The 16,343-nt window shown below is 56.1% G+C and carries 13 protein-coding genes; 9 read left to right on the top strand and 4 right to left on the bottom strand.

From position 1 onward, the window contains the following. Positions 1-34: 34 nt before the first annotated feature. Together BMW97_RS14615 and cirA are read left to right on the top strand one after the other, a co-directional pair. A complete protein-coding gene (locus BMW97_RS14615) occupies positions 35-1,504 on the top strand; it encodes an amino acid permease (protein ID WP_008500931.1) in 1,470 nt (489 codons plus the stop codon). A gap of 224 nt (positions 1,505-1,728) precedes the next feature. Next, positions 1,729-3,699: a catecholate siderophore receptor CirA gene (gene cirA / locus BMW97_RS14610; RefSeq protein WP_090392967.1), complete on the top strand. Its 1,971-nt coding sequence runs from the start codon at positions 1,729-1,731 to the stop codon at positions 3,697-3,699. Between the two features lie 103 nt (positions 3,700-3,802). Here cirA and fghA read toward each other — a convergent pair whose 3' ends face one another. Beyond that, positions 3,803-4,630 (bottom strand): S-formylglutathione hydrolase, encoded by an 828-nt coding sequence (gene fghA, locus BMW97_RS14605; protein ID WP_045908682.1) that lies wholly within the window; start codon positions 4,628-4,630, stop codon positions 3,803-3,805. Positions 4,631-4,768: 138 nt separating this feature from the next. Between fghA and BMW97_RS14600 the strand changes: the two genes are divergently transcribed. The 7 genes from BMW97_RS14600 (at position 4,769) to mglC (ending at position 12,963) form a co-directional block, all read left to right on the top strand. Beyond that, entirely contained in the window at positions 4,769-5,917 is a 1,149-nt protein-coding gene (locus BMW97_RS14600) for a YbfB/YjiJ family MFS transporter (RefSeq protein ID WP_045908681.1), read from the top strand. Positions 5,918-6,019: 102 nt separating this feature from the next. Continuing rightward, positions 6,020-6,688 carry a GTP cyclohydrolase I FolE gene (folE, locus tag BMW97_RS14595; protein ID WP_008500927.1) on the top strand — a complete coding sequence of 223 codons (669 nt, stop codon included), beginning with the start codon at positions 6,020-6,022 and terminating at the stop codon, positions 6,686-6,688. Positions 6,689-6,707: 19 nt separating this feature from the next. Continuing rightward, on the top strand, positions 6,708-7,865 hold the full coding sequence (yeiB, locus tag BMW97_RS14590; protein WP_090392964.1) for a DUF418 domain-containing protein YeiB: 1,158 nt from the start codon (positions 6,708-6,710) through the stop codon (positions 7,863-7,865). A gap of 155 nt (positions 7,866-8,020) precedes the next feature. Then, positions 8,021-9,043, top strand: coding sequence for an HTH-type transcriptional regulator GalS (gene galS / locus BMW97_RS14585; protein ID WP_032675202.1), 1,023 nt, complete (start codon positions 8,021-8,023; stop codon positions 9,041-9,043). A gap of 295 nt (positions 9,044-9,338) precedes the next feature. Further along, positions 9,339-10,337, top strand: a complete 999-nt coding sequence (gene mglB / locus BMW97_RS14580; RefSeq protein WP_008500923.1) for a galactose/glucose ABC transporter substrate-binding protein MglB — start codon at positions 9,339-9,341, stop codon at positions 10,335-10,337. 79 nt (positions 10,338-10,416) lie between these two features. Further along, complete coding sequence (gene mglA, locus BMW97_RS14575) at positions 10,417-11,937, top strand: galactose/methyl galactoside ABC transporter ATP-binding protein MglA (protein ID WP_008500922.1); 1,521 nt, start codon at positions 10,417-10,419, stop codon at positions 11,935-11,937. Positions 11,938-11,952: 15 nt separating this feature from the next. Further along, positions 11,953-12,963, top strand: a complete 1,011-nt coding sequence (gene mglC, locus BMW97_RS14570; RefSeq protein ID WP_008500921.1) for a galactose/methyl galactoside ABC transporter permease MglC — start codon at positions 11,953-11,955, stop codon at positions 12,961-12,963. 50 nt (positions 12,964-13,013) lie between these two features. Here the strand turns inward: mglC and BMW97_RS14565 are convergent, their stop codons facing one another. The 3 genes from BMW97_RS14565 to cdd form a co-directional block, all read right to left on the bottom strand. Further along, the gene (locus tag BMW97_RS14565; protein WP_090392962.1) at positions 13,014-14,402 is read right to left on the bottom strand and encodes a glutamine synthetase family protein; all 1,389 of its coding nucleotides are present in this window, start codon (positions 14,400-14,402) and stop codon (positions 13,014-13,016) included. Between the two features lie 124 nt (positions 14,403-14,526). Beyond that, positions 14,527-15,243 (bottom strand): outer membrane permeability protein SanA, encoded by a 717-nt coding sequence (gene sanA / locus BMW97_RS14560; protein WP_008500918.1) that lies wholly within the window; start codon positions 15,241-15,243, stop codon positions 14,527-14,529. A gap of 127 nt (positions 15,244-15,370) precedes the next feature. After that, positions 15,371-16,255: a cytidine deaminase gene (cdd, locus tag BMW97_RS14555; RefSeq protein ID WP_045908678.1), complete on the bottom strand. Its 885-nt coding sequence runs from the start codon at positions 16,253-16,255 to the stop codon at positions 15,371-15,373. Between the last annotated feature and the right edge of the window lie 88 nt (positions 16,256-16,343).

Genomic DNA, 16,343 nt, shown 5'->3' with positions numbered 1-16,343 from the left:
CGCGCCTCATTTATTAAATGGACAGCATTTTCATATGGTTTCAGAAATTAAAACCACAGAAGCGCCCACGCTACGTCGTGAACTCAAGGCGCGTCACCTGACGATGATCGCCATTGGCGGCTCAATCGGTACAGGTCTTTTCGTTGCCTCTGGCGCAACGATTTCGGCAGCCGGCCCGGGTGGGGCACTTTTCTCTTATATCCTGATTGGCCTGATGGTGTACTTCCTGATGACCAGTCTCGGCGAACTGGCCGCGTACATGCCGGTATCCGGTTCGTTCTCGACCTACGGTCAAAAATACGTTGAAGAAGGCTTCGGCTTCGCGCTGGGCTGGAACTACTGGTACAACTGGGCGGTCACCATCGCCGTTGACCTTGTCGCCGCACAGCTGGTGATGAACTGGTGGTTCCCGGATACGCCGGGCTGGATCTGGAGCGCCCTGTTCCTGGCCGTCATCTTCCTGCTGAACTACATCTCCGTGCGCGGTTTCGGCGAAGCGGAATACTGGTTCTCTTTGATCAAAGTGGCAACCGTCATCATCTTTATCGTCGTCGGTGTGGCGATGATCGTTGGTATTTTCAAAGGCGCAGAACCTGCGGGATGGAGTAACTGGACAATAGGCGATGCGCCGTTTGCCGGTGGACTGTCGGCAATGATTGGCGTGGCAATGATTGTCGGCTTCTCCTTCCAGGGAACCGAGCTGATTGGCATTGCTGCCGGTGAGTCAGAGAACCCGGAGAAGAATATTCCGCGCGCGGTTCGTCAGGTCTTCTGGCGTATCCTGCTGTTCTATGTGTTCGCGATCCTGATTATCAGCCTGATCATTCCGTACACCGATCCAAGCCTGCTGCGTAATGACGTTAAAGACATTAGCGTTAGCCCGTTCACGCTGGTCTTCCAGCACGCCGGTCTGCTTTCTGCCGCGGCAGTGATGAACGCCGTTATCCTGACCGCTGTACTGTCAGCCGGTAACTCCGGGATGTACGCGTCCACCCGTATGCTCTACACGCTGGCATGCGACGGTAAAGCACCGCGTATTTTCGCGAAGCTGTCCCGTGGCGGCGTACCGCGTAACGCGCTATACGCCACTACGGTGATCGCCGGTCTGTGCTTCCTGACCTCTATGTTTGGCAACCAGACGGTGTACCTGTGGCTGCTTAACACCTCCGGGATGACGGGCTTTATTGCCTGGCTGGGGATTGCCATTAGCCACTATCGTTTCCGCCGTGGCTACGTCAAACAGGGTTATGACGTTAACCAGCTGCCGTATCGCTCCGGCTTCTTCCCGCTGGGTCCCATTTTCGCCTTCATTCTGTGCCTGATCATTACGCTGGGACAGAACTATGAAGCGTTCCTGGCGGACACCATTGACTGGGGCGCCGTCACGGCAACCTACATTGGCATTCCGCTGTTCCTCGTCATCTGGTTTGGTTACAAGCTGACGAAAGGAACACACTTCGTTCGCTACAGTGAAATGGAATTCCCGGAACGATTTAAACAATAACCGCACTTCCTCTCTATTAGCCCGCTCGTTTGAGCGGGCTTTTTTATTCCCGCCCCCTGAAACAAAGATATATTTCTTAACAATTTAATTGATAATAATTATCGTTTGCTTTATCGTTATCAAAAATAAGCGTGTCACCGACCCACCGGAGATGTGGGCGGCCAGGAAGACGCTGTGAGCAATGATGATTTGATTGAGTTGTATTTACCTCATGGAGATATGGAATGTTTAGGTTGAATCCCTTCGTCAGGGGAGGACTTTGCGCGTCCGCAATGTCCCTGGCCCTGCCTGTTATCGCAGCGGAATCCGGCGACACAATGGTTGTTACGGCCTCCGCGACCGAGCAAAACCTGAAAGACGCACCGGCAAGCATCAGCGTCATCACCCAGGAAGATTTGCAGCGCAAACCCGTTCAGAACCTGAAAGATGTGTTACGGGATGTGCCGGGCGTGCAGCTCACGAGCGAAGGGGACAACCGTAAAGGGGTAAGTATTCGCGGACTGGACAGCAGCTACACGCTGATCCTGATCGACGGCAAGCGCGTCAATTCCCGTAACGCGGTGTTCCGCCATAATGATTTCGACCTCAACTGGGTGCCGGTTGACGCCATCGAACGAATTGAAGTGGTGCGTGGGCCGATGTCTTCTCTTTACGGCTCCGATGCGCTGGGCGGCGTGGTAAACATTATCACCAAAAAAATCGGCCAGAAATGGACGGGTACTCTGAGCGCCGATTCCACAATTCAGGAACATCGCGACCGTGGAGACACCTACAACGGTCAATTCTATACCAGCGGTCCGCTGGTGGACGGTCTGCTGGGGCTGAAAGCCTACGGTAGCCTCGCAAAGCGTGAGAAAGACGGTCAGCAGAAGTCCTCTACCACGGCGAGCGGTGAAACACCGCGCATTGAAGGCTTCACCAGCCGCGATGCGAATGTGGAGTTCGCCTGGACGCCGTCTGAAAATCATGACTTTACGGCGGGCTACGGTTTCGACCGTCAGGATCGTGACTCGGATTCTCTCGACAAAAACCGCCTTGAGCGTCAGAACTACTCTCTCAGCCACAACGGCCGCTGGGGCGTCGGCAACAGCGAGCTGAAGGTGTACGGCGAGAAGGTGGATAACAAAAACCCGGGCAACAGCAATACGATCACCTCCGAGAGCAACGCGGTGGACGGGAAATACGTGCTGCCGCTGGGCGACATCAACCAGCTGATGACCTTCGGCGGCGAATGGCGTCACGATAAGCTGAAGGATCCGGTCAACCTGACGGGCGGTTCCGGCAGCAGTACGTCGACAAGCCAGTATGCCCTGTTCCTGGAGGACGAGTGGCGTATCTTTGAACCTCTGGCGCTGACCACCGGCATCCGTATGGATGACCATGATACCTACGGCAACCACTGGAGCCCGCGCGCCTATCTGGTCTACAACGCGACCGATACCGTAACGGTGAAAGGGGGCTGGGCGACCGCGTTTAAAGCGCCGTCACTGCTGCAGCTGAGCCCGGACTGGATCACCGGCTCGTGCCGCGGTGCCTGTGAGATTGTCGGTAACCCGGATCTGAAACCGGAGACCAGCGAGAGCTTCGAGTTCGGTCTGTACTACAGCGGGGAAGAGGGCTGGTTAGAGGGCGTGCAGGCCAGCGTGACCACCTTCCAGAATAACGTCGATGACCGCATCAGCATCAGCCGTACGGCCAATGCGAAGCAGGCGCAGAGCTACCCTAACTATGTTGGCCTGAATGCGGACGGTGAACCGATATTCCGCTACTACAACGTCAACAAGGCGCGCATCCGCGGGGTGGAGACCGAGCTGAAATTCCCGCTGGCGGACGACTGGAAAGTGACGCTGAACTACACCTACAACGACGGTCGTGATATCAGCAACGGTGGCAACAAGCCGCTGTCCGATCTGCCGTTCCATACCGCCAACGGGACCGTTGACTGGAAGGCGACGCAGGACTGGTCGTTCTATGTTCAGGGCAACTACACCGGTGAGAAACGCGCGCTGACCAGCAGCGACCCAACGCCGGGTGGTTATGTTATCTGGAATACCGGCGCCGCGTGGCAGGCGACGAAAAGCGTGAAGCTGCGTGCGGGCGTGCAGAACCTGCTGGACAAAGATCTGAGCCGCGACGATTACAGCTACACGGAAGATGGCCGTCGCTACTTTGTCGGTGTGGATTATAAGTTCTGATGGGGTAATGTGCCGGGTGGCGGCTGCGCCTTACCCGGCCTACATAAGGGCACAGGCCCGTAGGCCCGGTAAGCGAAGCGCCACCGGGCAAAACAGGCAGCGCTTATGCAAATAAATGCTCCGCATGGAAGCGGAGATGATCCTCAATAAAGGACGCAATGAAGTAATAGCTGTGATCGTATCCCGGCTGAATGCGCAGCGTCAGCGGCCAGTCTTTCTGGCGTGCCGCTTCTGCCAGCACCGCAGGCTGTAGCTGTCCGGCGAGGAACTGGTCCGCATCACCCTGATCGATAAGGGTGGGAATGGCCTCTTCAGCTTTGCTGGCCAGCATCAGCGCGCAGCTGTCCCATGCCTGCCATTTTTCCGCATCCTCACCCAGATAGTGTGTGAAGGCTTTCTGCCCCCACGGCACCTGTGTTGGGTTCACAATCGGTGCAAATGCCGACACGCTGACGTATTTCCCCGGATTTTTCAGCGCCATGATGAGCGCGCCGTGTCCGCCCATTGAGTGGCCGCTGATTGCGCAGCGCTCGCCGACCGCAAACTGCGACTGCACCAGCGCAGGAAGTTCATCACGAAGGTAATCATACATGCGGTAGTGGCGCGCCCAGGGCTGCTCGGTCGCATTGAGATAAAACCCGGCGCCTTTGCCCAGGTCGTATCCGGCATCGTCGGCCACATCGTCGCCACGCGGGCTGGTGTCTGGCATCACCAGCGCAATGCCCAGCTCGGCGGCAATACGCTGCGCGCCCGCTTTGGTGGTGAAGTTTTCGTCGTTGCAGGTCAGGCCGGAAAGCCAGAACAGAACCGGTGGATTTTCCGTCGGCGGCAGGAAAATGCTGAACGTCATTGCACAGTTCAGGGTGGTGGAGTCGTGCCGCCAGCGCTGCTGTCGACCTTCAAAACAACGGTGCTCTTCGAGCAGTTCCATGCAGGGCTCCTTAATGAGAATGCGTATTCATAAAAACCATAATACAGCCTTTTCATTGACCTGTGAGTAACTTTCACTTTCGCCAGACGGCGAGATGCTGCATCATAAATTTACTTTTCTTTAACAATTGGAGCGGTCATGGCGCTGCGTATTGCGCTCAGTGGGTTTGTCGTGCTGGTGGTGGCGATGGGGATAGGGCGCTTTGCCTTTACGCCCCAGGTGCCGCTGATGATTGCTGCCGGACAGCTTACGCTGACCAGCGCGGGTCTGGTGGCGGCGATGAACTATCTGGGCTATCTGGTGGGCGCGTGGGATGCGATGCGTGCGCACCGCTTCGTTGAAACGCGCCTCTGGCTTGGCATCACCGGCGCGGTGGCGCTGACGCTGCTCTCCGCGGCGGCGGAGAACGCCGTCGTGCACGGCCTGCTGCGTTTTGTCATCGGCTGCATGAGCGGCTGGTCGATGGTTCTCATTGCCGCCTGGACTAACGAACGGCTGGGACAGCTGGGTAAACCGGGTCTGAGCGCTGCCGTATTTGCCGGGCCGGGGGCAGGCATTGCGCTGAGCGGCCTGCTCGCCGTCTATATTCAGGCGAAGTCCCTGTCGGCCGGGGCGGCATGGCAAATCTACGGCGTGCTGGCGCTGGTGCTGATTGCCCTGGTGGCGCGCTACCTGCCGCGATCCGGGCAGCTCCATCGACCCGGCACCGCGCCGGAGCCGCTGGTGCTGACGGCGGATTTGACGCGTCTGGTCTGGAGCTACAGCCTGGCCGGGTTTGGCTATATCCTCCCGGCGACCTTCCTGTCGCAAATGGCGGCCGTGCGTTTTCCCGGCAGCCTGTTTGCCCAGTTTGTCTGGCCGATTTTTGGTCTCGCCGCCGTGGTGGGGATTGCGCTCAGTATTCTGTTACGCCATACCTCAACGGCTAACCGCAGGCTGGCTATCGTACTGTGGTTACAGGGGGCGGGCGTGCTGGCGGCCTGGCTGCTGCCGGGGATTGGCGGGTTGCTGACGGGCGGACTGCTGGTGGGCGGCGGCTTTTTGTGTGCCGTGCAGCTCTCTCTTTTATACGGTCGCGAGCTGGCGCCAAACCACACGCGCTATATGGCGGGCCTGCTCACCACCGGGTATGCGATTGGGCAATTGATTGGCCCCGTCACTTCGGCGTTATCAACCTGGCTTACCCACCGGCTGGAGCCGGCGCTGGGGCTGGCGGGCGTGGCGCTGTTCGTTGGAGGAGCCCTGGTCTGGAATCGTCACGCTGAAAGGCAACAGCAATTGCAATAATTATCGTCGTGAATACTGGATTATGTGCGCCGCCTCACGCACAATGAACGCATACTTTTGCCACAACGAGGGCAAAAGACGCCACACCTGCAGGAGAACAAAATGTCATCACTCAGTAAAGAAGCTGCCCTGGTCCACGAAGCCCTGGTTGCGCGCGGTCTTGAAACGCCACTGCGTCCGCCCGTACAGGACTTGGACAATGAAACCCGCAAGCGTCTGATTGCCGGTCATATGACCGACATCATGGAGCTGCTGAATCTCGATCTGAGTGACGACAGTCTGATGGAGACGCCGCACCGCATCGCAAAAATGTACGTCGACGAAATTTTCTCGGGCCTGGATTACGCCAACTTCCCGAAAATCACCGTCATTGAAAACAAGATGAAAGTGGATGAGATGGTGACGGTTCGCGATATCACGCTAACCAGCACCTGCGAACACCATTTCGTGACCATCGACGGTAAAGCGACCGTGGCGTATATCCCTAAAGACACGGTGATTGGCCTGTCGAAGATCAACCGCATCGTGCAGTTCTTCGCTCAGCGTCCGCAGGTGCAGGAGCGTCTGACCCAGCAGATCCTGACCGCGCTGCAAACGCTGCTGGGCACCAATAACGTGGCCGTCTCTATCGACGCGGTTCACTACTGCGTGAAAGCGCGCGGCGTGCGCGATGCCACCAGTGCGACCACTACAACCTCGCTGGGCGGTCTGTTTAAATCGAGCCAGAATACCCGCCAGGAGTTCCTGCGCGCCGTACGTCACCACAACTAAGTCTTACAGGGCAGGGACCATGGAGCGAAACGTCACGCTCGATTTTGTTCGCGGCGTCGCCATTCTCGGTATCCTGCTGCTTAATATCACCGCCTTCGGTTTGCCGAAGGCGGCGTATCTCAATCCCGCGTGGTATGGCGACATTACCCGCAGTGATGCCTGGACCTGGGCAATCCTCGATCTCTTTGCGCAGGTCAAATTCCTCACGCTCTTTGCCCTGCTGTTTGGCGCAGGCCTGCAGCTTCTCCTCAAACGCGGCACGCGCTGGATCCAGTCGCGCCTGACGCTGCTGGTTATCCTCGGCTTTATCCATGGCCTGTTCTTCTGGGACGGCGATATTCTTCTTGCCTATGGGTTAGTCGGGCTCATCTGCTGGCGCCTCATTCGCGATGCGCACAGCGTTAAAAGCCTGTTCAACACCGGGGTGATGCTCTATGTCATGGGGCTGGGAGTGCTGTTGCTGCTGGGGATGATCTCCGGCGAGACGACAAACCGTGCCTGGATCCCGGATGCCGCTAACCTGCAGTACGAGCAGTTCTGGAAGCTGAAGGGCGGTACGGAAGCGATAAGCAACCGCGCGGATATGCTGGGGGACAACCTCCTTGCGCTGGGCGCGCAATACGGCTGGCAGCAGGCGGGCATGATGCTGATGGGCGCGTCACTGATGCGCACCGGCTGGCTGAAAGGGGAATTCAGCCTGCGTCACTATCGTCGCACCGGCGCCGGTCTGGTGCTGCTCGGCGTGCTGATTAATCTCCCGGCGGTGATGGTGCAGTGGCACATCCACTGGGATTACCGCTGGTGCGCGTTCCTGCTCCAGGTGCCGCGTGAACTGAGCGCGCCGTTTCAGACCATCGGCTACGCGGCGCTGATCTACGGCTTCTGGCCCTCGCTTTCTCGTCTGTGGATGGTCAGCGCTATCGCCTGCGTGGGCCGCATGGCGTTAAGCAATTACCTCCTGCAAACGCTGATTTGCACCACGCTTTTCTATCGCTTTGGCCTGTTTATGAAATTCGACCGCCTTACGCTGCTGGCGTTTGTTATTCCGGTCTGGGCGGTAAACCTGGCGTTTTCTGTGCTCTGGCTACGCTATTTCCGCCAGGGACCGCTGGAGTGGGTATGGCGTCAGTTAACCGCACGTGCTTCAGGGATATCATTGAAAAATACATCCAGATAACGATCTGGATCACAATCATTAACAAAACGGATGTAAGCGTTTTCATGACTGTGAGCTTCTTCACGTAGTCCCCTTTCTCTCGCTGCCAAAATAGCCACCTTGCTAAACACAGGGGGTGTCTGTGAGTTGCTGCAATCCTTTGAAGGATGGTGAATATGATCACCATTCGTGACGTCGCCCGTCAGGCGGGCGTTTCTGTGGCTACCGTCTCACGCGTGCTCAACAATAGCGCGCTGGTCAGCCCTGAAACCCGTGAAACCGTAATGAAGGCCGTGACCCAGCTCGGGTACCGGCCAAATGCCAATGCTCAGGCGCTTGCGACGCAGGTTAGCGACACCATCGGCGTGGTGGTGATGGATGTCTCAGATGCCTTTTTCGGCGCACTGGTGAAAGCGGTCGATATGGTCGCCCAGCAGCATCAGAAATATGTCCTGATCGGCAATAGCTATCATGAGGCGGAAAAAGAACGTCATGCCATTGAAGTGCTGATCCGCCAGCGCTGTAACGCCTTGATTGTCCATTCAAAAGCCCTGAGCGATGAAGAGCTAACCGGATTGATGGAGCAGATCCCGGGTATGGTGCTGATCAACCGCATCGTCCCCGGCTATGCCCACCGCTGCGTCGGGCTGGATAACGTTAGCGGCGCCATGATGGCCACGAAAATGCTCATCAACAATGGACATCAGCGGATCGGTTATCTGGCCTCCAGCCATCAGATTGAAGATGACGAACTGCGGCGCGAAGGGTGGCAAAACGCCCTGAAAGAGCACGGCATTACGCCATCCGAAAGCTGGGTGGGGACCGGCACGCCGGACATGCAGGGCGGTGAAGCGGCGATGGTAGAGCTGCTGGGCCGCAATCTGCAGCTGTCTGCGGTGTTTGCCTATAACGACAGCATGGCGGCAGGCGCCCTGACGGCGCTGAAAGATAACGGGATTGCGGTGCCACAGCATTTATCACTCATTGGTTTCGATGATATCCCGATTGCCCGTTACACCGACCCGCAGCTGACAACCGTGCGTTATCCCATTGCCTCTATGGCGAAACTGGCGACTGAGCTGGCGTTACAGGGGGCTGCTGGCATGCTGGATCCGGGGGCAACACACTGTTTCATGCCGACTTTAGTGCGTCGCCACTCCGTCGCGGCCCGGCAAACTGTGGTTCCGATCACTAACTGATTACATGTGGTGATGTAACCGTTTTCAATCTGTGAGTAAATTCACAGTATCTTAACAAGGCGCTGACTATGATGTCAGCGTTTTAGGGGCTGAAACGCTATGTAACAGTGATTATTCACTTTCACTATAGCCAATGTGCCGCAAACAACGAATAAAACGCATTTCTGGAGCGTTACCGAACACGGAAGAGAGAAATTTTATAAGTGAACCTCGGCTGTCAGTAACGTTTTATTAACATCTGCCCGCCGCTCGTTATTCACAAGAACTACCCTGCATAAAAAAAACCGGAGATACCATGAATAAGAAGGTGTTGACCCTGTCTGCTGTAATGGCAAGCATGCTTTTTGGTGCAGCAGCGCACGCTGCGGATACCCGTATTGGTGTGACCATCTATAAATACGACGACAACTTCATGTCTGTTGTGCGTAAAGCGATTGAGAAAGATGCGAAAGCAGCGCCAGACGTTCAGCTGCTGATGAACGACTCCCAGAATGACCAGTCCAAACAGAACGACCAGATCGACGTTCTGCTGGCGAAAGGCGTGAAAGCCCTGGCCATCAACCTGGTTGACCCGGCTGCAGCAGGCACGGTTATTGAAAAAGCGCGCGGCCAGAACGTGCCGATCGTCTTCTTCAACAAAGAACCTTCCCGTAAGGCGCTGGATAGCTACGATAAAGCGTATTACGTCGGTACCGACTCCAAAGAGTCCGGTATTATTCAGGGCGATCTGATCGCGAAACACTGGGCGGCGAACCCGAACTGGGACCTGAACAAAGACGGTCAGATTCAGTTCGTGCTGCTGAAAGGCGAACCTGGCCACCCGGATGCTGAAGCGCGTACCACCTACGTTATCAAAGAGCTGAACGACAAGGGCCTGAAAACCCAGCAGCTGGCGTTAGATACCGCGATGTGGGATACCGCTCAGGCGAAAGATAAGATGGACGCGTGGCTGTCCGGCCCTAACGCCAACAAAATCGAAGTGGTTATCGCCAACAACGATGCGATGGCAATGGGTGCGGTAGAAGCGCTGAAAGCACACAACAAGTCCTCTATCCCGGTATTCGGTGTGGATGCGCTGCCAGAAGCGCTGGCGCTGGTTAAATCCGGTGCGATGGCCGGTACCGTGCTGAACGATGCCAACAACCAGGCGAAAGCGACCTTCGATCTGGCGAAAAACCTGGCCGATGGCAAAGGTGCGGCAGATGGCACTAACTGGAAAATTGACAACAAAATCGTTCGCGTACCTTACGTGGGCGTAGACCAGTCCAACCTGGCTGAGTTTATCGGTAAATAAGTAAGCGGTACTGTCTCCACTGGGCGCAATTCGTTGCGCCCTTTTATAACGCGATATGCGAGGCCAACAAGGTATAATTATGGTCAGCACAACAACTCAGTCATCCGGTGAATACCTGTTGGAAATGAGCGGTATCAACAAGTCATTTCCCGGCGTTAAGGCACTCGATAATGTTAATTTAAAAGTGCGTCCTCACTCTATTCATGCCTTAATGGGGGAGAACGGTGCGGGTAAATCAACATTATTAAAATGCCTTTTTGGGATCTATCAAAAAGATTCTGGCAGCATTCTTTTTCAGGGGAAAGAGATCGATTTCCATTCAGCGAAAGAAGCACTGGAAAACGGTATCTCGATGGTTCACCAGGAATTAAACCTGGTGCTGCAGCGTTCAGTCATGGATAACATGTGGTTGGGGCGTTATCCCACCAAAGGTGTCTTTGTCGATCAGGATAAAATGTATCGCGACACCAAGGCGATTTTCGACGAGCTGGATATTGATATCGATCCGCGCGCCCGCGTGGGAACATTATCCGTCTCCCAGATGCAGATGATCGAAATTGCCAAAGCGTTCTCCTATGATGCGAAAATCGTCATCATGGACGAACCGACATCGTCATTAACGGAAAAAGAGGTTAACCACCTTTTTACCATTATTCGTAAGCTGAAAGATCGCGGCTGCGGCATTGTGTACATCTCCCACAAAATGGAAGAGATCTTCCAGCTGTGCGATGAGATCACCATCCTGCGCGACGGCCAGTGGATTGCCACGCAGCCGCTGGAAGGGCTGGACATGGACAAGATCATCGCCATGATGGTCGGCCGTTCCCTGAACCAGCGCTTCCCGGACAAAGAAAACAAGCCGGGTGAAGTGATTCTGGAAGTGCGCAATCTGACCTCATTGCGTCAGCCGTCTATTCGCGATGTCTCCTTCGACCTGCACAAGGGTGAAATCCTGGGGATTGCCGGGCTGGTGGGGGCAAAGCGTACCGATATCGTGGAAACCCTGTTTGGCATTCGTGAGAAAGCCGAAGGCACCATTACGCTGCACGGTAAGAAAATCAATAACCACAACGCCAACGAAGCCATTAATAATGGTTTTGCGCTGGTGACGGAAGAGCGTCGTTCGACCGGTATTTATGCTTATCTGGATATTAACTTTAACTCGTTAATTTCAAACATTCGCAATTACAAAAACAAAGTCGGGCTGCTGGATAACTCCCGCATGAAGAGCGATACCCAATGGGTAATTGACTCCATGCGCGTGAAAACGCCAGGCCACCGCACCCAGATTGGTTCGCTGTCAGGCGGTAACCAGCAGAAAGTCATTATCGGCCGCTGGTTATTAACCCAGCCAGAAATTCTGATGCTGGATGAGCCGACCCGCGGTATTGACGTCGGTGCGAAGTTTGAAATTTATCAGCTGATTGCCGAGTTGGCGAAAAAGAATAAAGGGATCATTATTATTTCTTCCGAAATGCCGGAATTGTTAGGGATCACGGACCGTATTCTGGTTATGAGCAATGGTCTCGTCGCCGGTATTGTTGACACCAAAACGACAACGCAAAATGAAATTTTGCGTCTTGCGTCTTTGCACCTTTAAGATCAGGGGCTCCTCATGAGTGCGTTAAATAAAAAAAGTTTTCTCACTTACCTGAAAGAAGGCGGTATTTACGTTGTTCTTTTAGTCTTGCTGGCAATCATCATTTTTCAGGACCCTACGTTCTTAAGCCTGCTGAACCTGAGTAACATTCTGACCCAGTCCTCCGTGCGTATTATCATTGCGCTGGGCGTGGCGGGCCTGATCGTGACCCAGGGGACGGACCTTTCTGCCGGTCGCCAGGTAGGTCTGGCGGCGGTTATCGCGGCAACCCTGCTGCAGTCGATGGAAAACGCCAACAAGGTCTTCCCGGAAATGGCCACCATGCCGATTTTCGTGGTGATCCTGATTGTCTGCGCCATCGGTGCGGTGATTGGTCTGATCAACGGTATTATCATCGCCTACCTGAACGTGACGCCATTCATCACCACCCTGGGTACGATGATCATCGTTTACGGTATCAACTCCCTGTACTACGACTTCGTCGGTGCTTCGCCCATCTCGGGCTTTGACAGCGGCTTCTCGACCTTTACGCAAGGGTTTATCGCGCTGGGCAGCTTCCGTCTGTCGTACATCACCTTCTATGCGCTGATTGCGGTCGCCTTCGTCTGGATCCTGTGGAACAAAACGCGCTTTGGCAAAAACATCTTCGCTATCGGCGGTAACCCGGAAGCAGCGAAAGTCTCTGGCGTAAACGTTGCCCTGAACCTGCTCATCATCTATGCCCTGTCCGGGGTGTTCTACGCCTTCGGCGGGATGCTGGAAGCGGGCCGTATCGGCTCTGCAACGAACAACCTTGGCTTCATGTACGAACTGGATGCGATCGCAGCCTGCGTGGTGGGCGGCGTCTCCTTCAGCGGCGGCGTGGGGACGGTGCTCGGCGTGGTGACCGGTGTGATCATCTTCACCGTCATCAACTACGGGTTGACCTACATCGGCGTGAACCCGTACTGGCAGTACATCATCAAGGGCGCCATCATTATCTTCGCGGTTGCGCTGGATTCACTGAAGTACGCCCGTAAGAAGTAATCGTCACTCGCCATACCCGGCCCGCTCACCGAGCGGGCTTTTTTTATGCCCTATGCCAGATGGGACTCCTCCTGCGTCACAATGCGCTCAAACCAGTCGAGTTCTGAAAGCTTGCAGGCAACCCACTGTTCGGAAAAGGCGTCGCCCAGGCTGTCGGTGAGATACTGACAGCGGGCAAAGGCCTCAATCGCCTCCTGCTGGAACAGCGGCAGTTCGGGTTGGTCATGCTGCGGCTCAGGGAGATCCCCCTCGTCGACATGTTCCAGCCCGTACAGCATGCCAGTCAGGATAGTGGCCGCCACCAGATACGGATTCGCATCGGCCCCGGCCAGCCGGTACTCAATGCGACGATTGCCGTCATCCGAGCAGGGAATACGCAAGGCGGCGGAGCGGGTGTTATAGCCCCAGGAGTTAAAGACGGGTTCCGTCAGGTTTTTACGCAGGCGACGAAACGCGTTGACCCCCGGCGCAAGAATGGCGACGGAGGCGGGCATCAGCGCCAGCTGGCCCGCGATGCACAAACGCATCATGCTGCTCAGCGCGTTCACCGGCGAGGCAAAAACATTTTCGCCACGGCTGTTGTTCAGGCTGAAATGGATGTGCAAACCGCTGCCGGACAGCTGGCTGAAAGGCTTAGCCATAAAGTTGGCCTGAAGACCGTGCTTTTCAGCGACATAGCGGGTCAGGCGGCGCAGGGCCAGCACGTTATCACAGACCTCAACGACGCGCTGGCTGTGCTTCAGGTTTAATTCGTACTGTCCGGACTCGGCTTCCGCTACAACCCCTGACAGCGGGATGCGCTGCAGGTGCGCCAGCTGTTCCAGCTCGTCAAACAGCGCCGCATGCGCCGACGAGGTATCCATGTGAAAACAGCCCTGATTTTGCGGAACGCGTTCGCCCTGTCCCGTCAGGTAAAACTCAATTTCCGGGGCAATGACCGGGAAAAGGCCGTGCTGGTGGAAGCGGGCCACGACGTTCTGCAGTATCGCGCGCGGCTCAAGCGGGCAGGGGTTACCGTCGCTGTCATTCATCGTCAGCAGGATCTGCGCGGTGTGCTCCGGATCCTGCGGACAGGGGCGCAGAGAACCGGCGACCGGGACGCACAGCCGATCGGGTTCATCATAAAGCGGGGCGGCGATTTTTCCCTTCTGATCCATTGAGTAGACGGAAAGCGGAAAATAACAGCCTTTTTCCAGACTCAGCATGCTCTCCACCGAGAGGCGCTTGCCGCGCATCGTGCCGTTGATATCGTTCAGGTAAACGTCAACATGTTTCGTCTGCGGGTAACGTTCCAGATAATCGGCCACTTCCACGGCAACGTTGTGCTGCAGGGCGTCAATTTTTTCATCCAGCCAGAGACCAGAATGGAGTGCGCCAGGGAGTGATAGGCCGGGAAAGTTAAAGTACGGACGGAGACTTTTGAGGAAAAACGCATTCATTATCGAGTTCATAGTCATTCTTCAATGAAGCCGTAGCGGCAATGAACTCAGCTTAAAAGAGCCGACGTAAAGGGGAGATAAAAAGCGTCAGGCCCGGCGTAAAGAAAGTATAAAGGCGGTTCCGCTATTTCTCTTTTTTCTGCATATCGAGCAGCTGCTCAGGCGTGACGGCCGGGTAACCCTGCGCGTCTTCCGGCACTTCGTGCATCGCCGGAATCGGCACCAGCGGGCCTAAAAAGCGTGGTTCGCGCTTAAAGATATACAGATCGGCCAGGGCACCAAAGCGGGCGCCGAACTCGCGCACGCGCACGCTCAGCATATCTTTTGGCGACGGCACCGCATAGCACTGCGCCTGAATACCCATATGCAGGGCAATAAACAGCGCACGCTCGCAGTGGAAGCGCTGGGTGATGATGATGAAGTCGTTGGTGTCGAAGACCTTGCGCGTGCGCACGATGGAGTCCAGGGTGCGGAACCCGGCGTAGTCGAGCACGATATCGGCTGGATCCACGCCTGCGGCAATCAGGTCCTTACGCATCGTCACCGGTTCATTGTAGCTTTGCAGCGCGTTATCGCCGCTCAGCAGCAGGTAGTTCACCTTGCCGCTGTTGTAGGCATTCAGCGCGCCCTGGATGCGGTAACGGTAATACTGGTTGATGACGCCGGTGCGGTAATACTTGGCGGTGCCGAGCACCACGCCAACCTGACGATAGGGCAGGTCCTGCAGGTCATCAAAGATGTAGGGGGCGGTTTTCCAGCTCATCCAGCGGTCGAGACCGAGCACGATCAACAGCAGTATGCCGACCAGGACAGACAGGCTGTAAAAAACGCGCTTTAACATGCAGATGGCTCGTACCGAAGGTGAAATTTAACTCAGGCTACTTTACCCGCCTGGTTAGCGCAAGAAACAGCGACTCAACTGAGGGGTTTTTCAGCAAACTGGCGGGCATTTCTGCCCGCCGGAAGGATTACGCCAGCAGTACGCGGTCAATCGTCGTACAGCCCAGCGCTTTAAGCGTTGCGGCAGTGGCATCCCACTGAATCAGCGGCGCATCGGCAATTTCAGCCAGAATCGCGCGCTGAATGTCAGGATAATCATAGCCGTTCAGGCTCAGCAGGTTGAGTGCGCCCTGCAGCGGCGGCAGCGTTGGGTTAAACGCGGCGTTTTCCGCATAGCTGCCGGTGAAGATTCGGCCATCGCGGCACTGCAGCGCCACGCCGCTCGGGGACTTGCTGTACGGCGTGTGGCTCTTGTTGGCGGCGGCAATCGCCGCCTGGCTCAGGTCATCGCCGGACAGGGCGAAACCGTGGTTCTGCTCGTCCATCAGCAGGGTTTTGATCTCCAGATCTTTCGGGCCAAACGCGTCAGGCAGGTAATCCGCCAGCGTGTGCGGCGCGCGACCTGGCAGATTGATGCGCAGCTGCAGCCCGCTGTTCAGCTCGTTCATAAACTGACGGCAGTGGCCGCACGGAGTGTAGTTAACGGTAATGGCGCTCAGCGCTTTTTCACCGCGCAGCCAGGCGTGACTGATAGCGCTCTGCTCGGCGTGCACGGTTTGCTGCATAGTTGCGCCCAGGAACTCCATGTTGCCGCCGAAGTACCAGGTGCCGCTGACGCCGCGCGCAATGGCCCCGACGTTGAAGTGGGAGAGATCGGCCCGCGCGCAGGCGGCAGCCAGAGGAAGCAGTGAGAAAGCCAGCGCGTCTTCGTCCAGTCCCGTTGCCTGTTTCAGCATCGTGACCTGCTCCGCGGTCAGCAGGGCGGGGAAGTGCGCATCTGCCAGAACGGGAGCAAGGGCTGACTGCAAATTCTCTGCAAGCTGGGCGAAAGCAGCTTGAAAACGTGGGTGCATGGCGTTTGCCTCATAAAGGTTAATGGATCGGTAGTTTACGGAGCCGTCAGGGCTTTATATGTGATCCACTTCTCATTATGTATGCAAC

It is taken from the genome of Enterobacter sp. NFIX58 (assembly GCF_900110475.1).
Lineage (GTDB): Bacteria > Pseudomonadota > Gammaproteobacteria > Enterobacterales > Enterobacteriaceae > Enterobacter > Enterobacter quasiroggenkampii.
This window is presented reverse-complemented; position numbering and strand designations above follow the sequence as displayed.